Source organism: Lentzea indica, from assembly GCF_012184385.1.
GTDB classification, from domain to species: Bacteria; Actinomycetota; Actinomycetes; order Mycobacteriales; family Pseudonocardiaceae; genus Lentzea; species Lentzea indica.
This window is the reverse complement of sequence record NZ_VSRL01000405.1, coordinates 1-5,199: the sequence shown is the minus strand read 5'-3', so window position 1 is coordinate 5,199 and position 5,199 is coordinate 1. Positions and strand designations below refer to the sequence as shown.

At 71.5% G+C, this 5,199-nt stretch carries 3 protein-coding genes and 1 pseudogene; all 4 read left to right on the top strand.

Features of this window, described 5'->3' with window-relative positions; genetic code table 11:
• Nucleotides 1-3,118 (top strand): annotated as a pseudogene (locus tag FXN61_RS47075) (SDR family NAD(P)-dependent oxidoreductase); the annotation flags it as partial.
• Between the two features lie 2 nt (nucleotides 3,119-3,120).
• On the top strand, nucleotides 3,121-3,564 hold the full coding sequence (locus FXN61_RS47070; RefSeq protein ID WP_167980284.1) for an acyl-CoA thioesterase: 444 nt from the start codon (nucleotides 3,121-3,123) through the stop codon (nucleotides 3,562-3,564).
• 47 nt (nucleotides 3,565-3,611) lie between these two features.
• Complete coding sequence (locus tag FXN61_RS47065) at nucleotides 3,612-4,070, top strand: flavin reductase family protein (protein WP_167980283.1); 459 nt, start codon at nucleotides 3,612-3,614, stop codon at nucleotides 4,068-4,070.
• Between the two features lie 15 nt (nucleotides 4,071-4,085).
• Entirely contained in the window at nucleotides 4,086-5,072 is a 987-nt protein-coding gene (locus tag FXN61_RS47060) for an NAD-dependent epimerase/dehydratase family protein (RefSeq protein ID WP_246293184.1), read from the top strand.
• Nucleotides 5,073-5,199: the final 127 nt, after the last annotated feature.

The following is a 5,199-nucleotide window of genomic DNA, read 5'->3' as shown; positions in this document are numbered from 1 at the left end:
GGGGGCCTGGGGCCCCCGTGCGGACCAGGCCTGGCTCGACGGGACGGCTCGTCCGGCGCTGCCCGCCGACCGGGCCGGATGAGTTCTGGCCAACCCCGTGCGAGACGGCACCCGAGATCGACGCCGTCCTCGCCGCCCAGCAGCAACCGGCAGGGAGCACGGCCACCGGAGCGCAGCAGCACCAGGAGGGGATGTCCACCTTCGACCTGCTCCGCCGGCTTGCGGCGGACCGCGTCGAACTGCCGCTCGAGACCGTCCACGCGGACACGCACCCGCTGGACGACCTGCACCTGAGTTCGATCACGGTCGGCCAGATCGTCAACGAGGTCACCCGAGAGCTGGGCAGGCCCGCCCTGAGCGCGACGTCCAACTTCGCCACGGTCAGCCTGGGCGAGCTCGCCGACATGATCGACGGGCTCGCGTCGACCGCCCTGAACACCGATGCCGAACCCGGTGAGGTCCCCGGCGTGGCGGCCTGGGTGCGGGCGTTCTCCGTCGAGCACGTCAGGCAACCGGTCCCCGCGCCCGCCGGGGACGTCGATCCCGGTGAGTGGACCGTGTACGCGCCAGAAGGCCATCCGCTGGCCGAACCGCTGAAGGCCGCGCTCGCGCAGATCGGCAGCGGTGTCCTGCTGTGCCTGGGCGAGGACGCCGAAGACCACGTCCCGTTGATGCTCGCCGCGGCCCAGGCCGCGACGACGTCCGCCCGGTTCGTAGTCGTCCACCACCGGCTGGGCGCGGCCGGCCTCGCGCGCACCTTCTACCTGGAGACGCCCGCGGTCCCGACGACCGTCGTTGACCTGGGCGGCGTCGACTCGGCAGCTCCCGGTGGGGCGGTTGCGCGGGTGGTCGCGGAAGTCCGGGCCAACCAGGGTTATGCGGAGATCCGGTACGACGGGGAAGACCGGACCGCACCCGTGCTCCGGGCCGTGACCCCCAGCGGCGACGCGCAACCCCTGACCCGAGACGACGTCCTGCTCGTCACCGGTGGTGGCAAGGGAATCACCGCGGAGTGCGCCCTGGCCATGGCCCAGGACTCCGGCGCCCGGCTGGCCCTGATCGGTCGTGGAGACCCGGCCGAGGACACCGAGCTGGCGGCCAACCTGTCCCGAATGGACGCGGCCGGTGTGCAGGTGCGGTACGAACGGGCCGACGTGACCTCGTCCGAACAGGTCAGGACCGCCGTGGAGAAGCTCACGGCCGAACTGGGCACGGTCACGGCTGTGCTGCACGGCGCGGGTCACAACGAACCGGCAGCGCTGACCAGCCTCACGCCGGACGCGTTCGGACAGGCCCTCGCACCGAAGATCACCGGGCTGCGGAACGTGCTCGCCGCGGTCGACCCGGACCAGATCAGGCTGCTCGTCACCTTCGGCAGCATCATCGGCCGCGCCGGACTGCGCGGTGAGGCGCACTACGCCACCGCCAACGACTGGATGACCGAGCTGACCGTGCAGTTCCAGCGCGAGCACCCCAGCGCGCGGGCGTTGGCGCTGGAGTGGTCGGTGTGGTCGGCGCCGGCATGGGGGAACGGCTCGGCGTGGTCGAGGCGCTCGTGCGCGACGGCATCACGCCGATCTCGGTGGAGAACGGGATCGCCCTGCTCCGGCAGGTGCTCGCGGACCCGTCCGCCGGCCCGGTGCTGGTGGTCAGCGGCCGTGCGGCCGGTCTGCCGACACTGCCGCTGGAACGCCGTGAGCTGCCGCTGCTCAGGTTCGTCGACCGGGTGCGGGCGCACTACCCCGGGATCGAGCTGGTGACCGAGGCCGACCTGTCCTCCGGTGCCGACCCGTACCTCGACGACCACCTGCTCGACGGCGACCTGCTGTTCCCCGCCGTGCTCGGGATGGAGGCGATGACCCAGGTCGCCTTCGCCCTCACCGGCCACGACGGCCCGCCGCTGCTGGAGAACGTCGAGTTCCTGCGGCCGATCGTGGTGCGGCCGGGCGACTCGACCACGATCAGGATGGCCGCGCTGCAGACCGGACCGGGCGTGGTGGACGTGGTGATCCGGAGCGAGGAGACCGGGTTCGGCGCCGACCACTTCCGGGCGCGGGTGCGCACGCCCCGGCCACCCGTGGCCGACGTGGACGGCACGGCCGAGCACCCGATCATGACGGTCGATCCCGGGAGCGAGCTGTACGGCGGATTTCTGTTTCAGGGCAAGCGGTTCCAGCAGCTGCTCGGGTACCGCCTGGTGCGTGCCCGGCGCGCGGTCGCCGAGCTGGGCACGCGGTCGCACGCGTCCTGGTTCGCCACTTTCCTGCCGCAGCAACAACTCCTGGCCGACCCCGGTACACGGGACGCGGCCATGCACGCGATCCAGTGCTGTGTTCCCGACGCCACGCTGCTGCCGCAGAGCGTCGAGAAGCTCTACCTGTCGTCCACGCCGGACGACGAGTACGTCGTGATGGACGCGCGGGAACGGCAGCAGGACGGGGACAGCTACGTGTACGACGTGTCCCTGTCCACTCCGGACGGCCGGCTGGTCGAGAGGTGGGAAGGCCTGACACTGCGGGCGGTCCGCCAGCGCCAGGGCGCCGGACCGTGGGTGCCGGCCCTGCTCGGCCCCTGCCTCGAGCGGTCGCTGGAACGTGTTCTCGGTGGCAGGCGCGCGGTCGTCGTCGAGCCAGGACCGGCTCCGGACCGGCGCACCCACACCAGGGTCGCGCTGTCCCGGGCGCTCGAACGAGACGTGGAGGTGTGCTACCGGCCGGACGGCAAACCCGAGGTCGGCGGCGCCACGGTGTCCGCGTCACACGGTGCGGGCCTGACCCTGGCCGTGGCCGTGCCCGGCACGGCGACCCTCACCTGCGACGTCGAGACCGCGGTCCGGCGGGAAGGCTGGGCCGATCTGCTGGGCCACCACCAGATCGCACTCCGCGACCTGCTCGCGTCCACTGAGGACGAACACGTCGCAGGGGCGCGCGTGTGGTCCGCCCTGGAGTGCGTCCGCAAGGCCGGCGGCACCGGCCAGGCGCTGGCCCTGGAGCGCAGGGACTCCGACGGCTGGGTGGTGCTGTCGGCCGGTGACGCCCGGATCGCCACCTGGGTCACGACCGTCGAAGACCGAGCAGACCCGGTCGTGTTCGCCGTGCTCGTCGGAAAGGAGGGGTGACCGTGCCGGACCACTACGAGATCCGCCACGTCGTCGGCTTCGAGGAGACCAACCTCGTCGGCAACGTCTACTACGTGAACTACCTGCGGTGGCAGGGGCGGTGCCGGGAGCTGTTCCTCAAGGAACGGGCGCCGTCCGTCCTGGCCGAGCTGCGGGACGATCTGAAGCTCTTCACGCTCAAGGTGGAGTGCGAGTTCTTCGCCGAGATCACGGCGTTCGACGAGTTGTCGATCCGCATGCGCCTGGAGGAGCTGACCCAGACCCAGATCCAGTTCAGCTTCGACTACGTGCAGCTCCGCGACGGCCTGGAAACCCTGGTGGCGCGCGGACGTCAGCGCATCGCGTGCATGCGCGGCCCGAACACCAACACGGTGCCCACGCGCGTGCCAGAAGGGCTTCGCGCCGCCCTTGCGCCGTACAGCCGAACCCCGGTGATGGAGGCGTAGTGACCGAGAACGGGCAAGTGGTCCTCGAGGTGACACTCCGCGAGGCGATGGCGCGATTCGCCACCGGCGTCACCGTGCTGACCGCGTCTGGTGAACGGTGCCACGGCATGACCGCCAACGCGTTCACGTCGGTGTCGCTGGAGCCACCGCTCGTGTTGTGCTGCGTCGCGCGAACCGCGCGGATGCACGCGGCCATAACGACGGCGCGCTGCTTCGGCATCTCGGTGCTGGGTGCCGACCAGGACGAGCTGGCGAGGTACTTCGCCGACCGGCGGCGTCCCGGCGGCGCGGCCCAGTTCGACGTGGTCGACTGGACACCGGGTCCGCACACCGCGGCGCCGCTGTTGTCCGGTGCACTGGCGTGGCTGGAGTGCGAGCTGACCGCGTCCTACGAGGGCGGTGATCATTCGATCTTCCTCGGCCGGGTGCTCAGCGCCCGTCGCGGTGCGGGCACGCGGGCACTGGTTTTCTACGGCGGTGCGTACCAGCCCAGCGCGGGAGGCTGACCGATGTTGGTGTGCATGACCGGAGGTACCGGGTTCCTCGGCGCCCACACCGTGGCGGCGGCGGTCCGCGCGGGTCACCGGGTCCGGTTGCTCGTCCGCGACGAATCCGCGGTCGAGCCCGCGCTCGCACCGTTCGGTGTGGACGTCGACGTGGTCGTGGGTGACGTGACCGACCCGTTCGCGGTGACCCGTGCCGTGCGCGGTGCCGATGCCGTCGTCCACATGGCCGCCCTGTACTCGTTCGACAGCAGGGACCGCGCGAACATGCAGCGCGTCAACGAAGGTGGCACGGCCGTCGTGCTCGAGACGGCCCGTCGGCACGCCGGATCGATCGTCCACGTGTCCTCGATCTTCGCCCTCGACGTGGAACATGATCGGGTGCTCCGGGCGGATTCGCCGGTAGCGCGGGCGAAGGAGCCGTACCTGGCGAGCAAGGCCGCGGCCGAGGTGATCGCCCGCGAGCACCAGGAGGCGGGCGCGCCCGTCGTGATCACGTACCCGTCCGCCCTGATCGGCCCGCACGACTCCAGGCTCGGTGACCAGAACGCGCGCCTGCGCAACGTCCTGCGCGGTCTCATGCCGATCTGGCCGACCGGTGGGTTTCCGGTCGGCGACGTCCGGGACACCGCCACTCTGCACGCCCGCCTGCTCGATCCGGTACCGGGCAACCGGTACTTCGGGCCGGGGCGCTATCTGTCCACACGCGACTTCGTCCGCACCCTGCGCGCGATCACCGGCCGCCGGCTGCCCGCCGTGTTCCTGCCGGCCACCTCGATGCTGCCCGTGGGCCTGCTAGTGGGGCTGGTCCAGCGGGTCTGGCCGTGGCACATCCCAGCGGAGTACGGCGCCATCTACACCTGTTCGAGACGGGTGCGGGTGGACGAGAACGCGGACACCAACGGCGTCAAGGCCCGTCCGGTCGAGGAAACCGTGCGGGACACCGTGTCGTGGATGCGGGACGCGGGCTGGCTGACCGCGCGGCAGAGCGTGGCGGTCGCGTGATGAACGTCGACTTCGTGCCCGTGCCGCAGCCAGCCAGGACCAACGGTCACGCCCGGCCGATGGCCGACCTCCGCGCGGACCGCGACGAGGTGCGCGCGAGGATCACCGCCGGCAACCGGACCGCCAG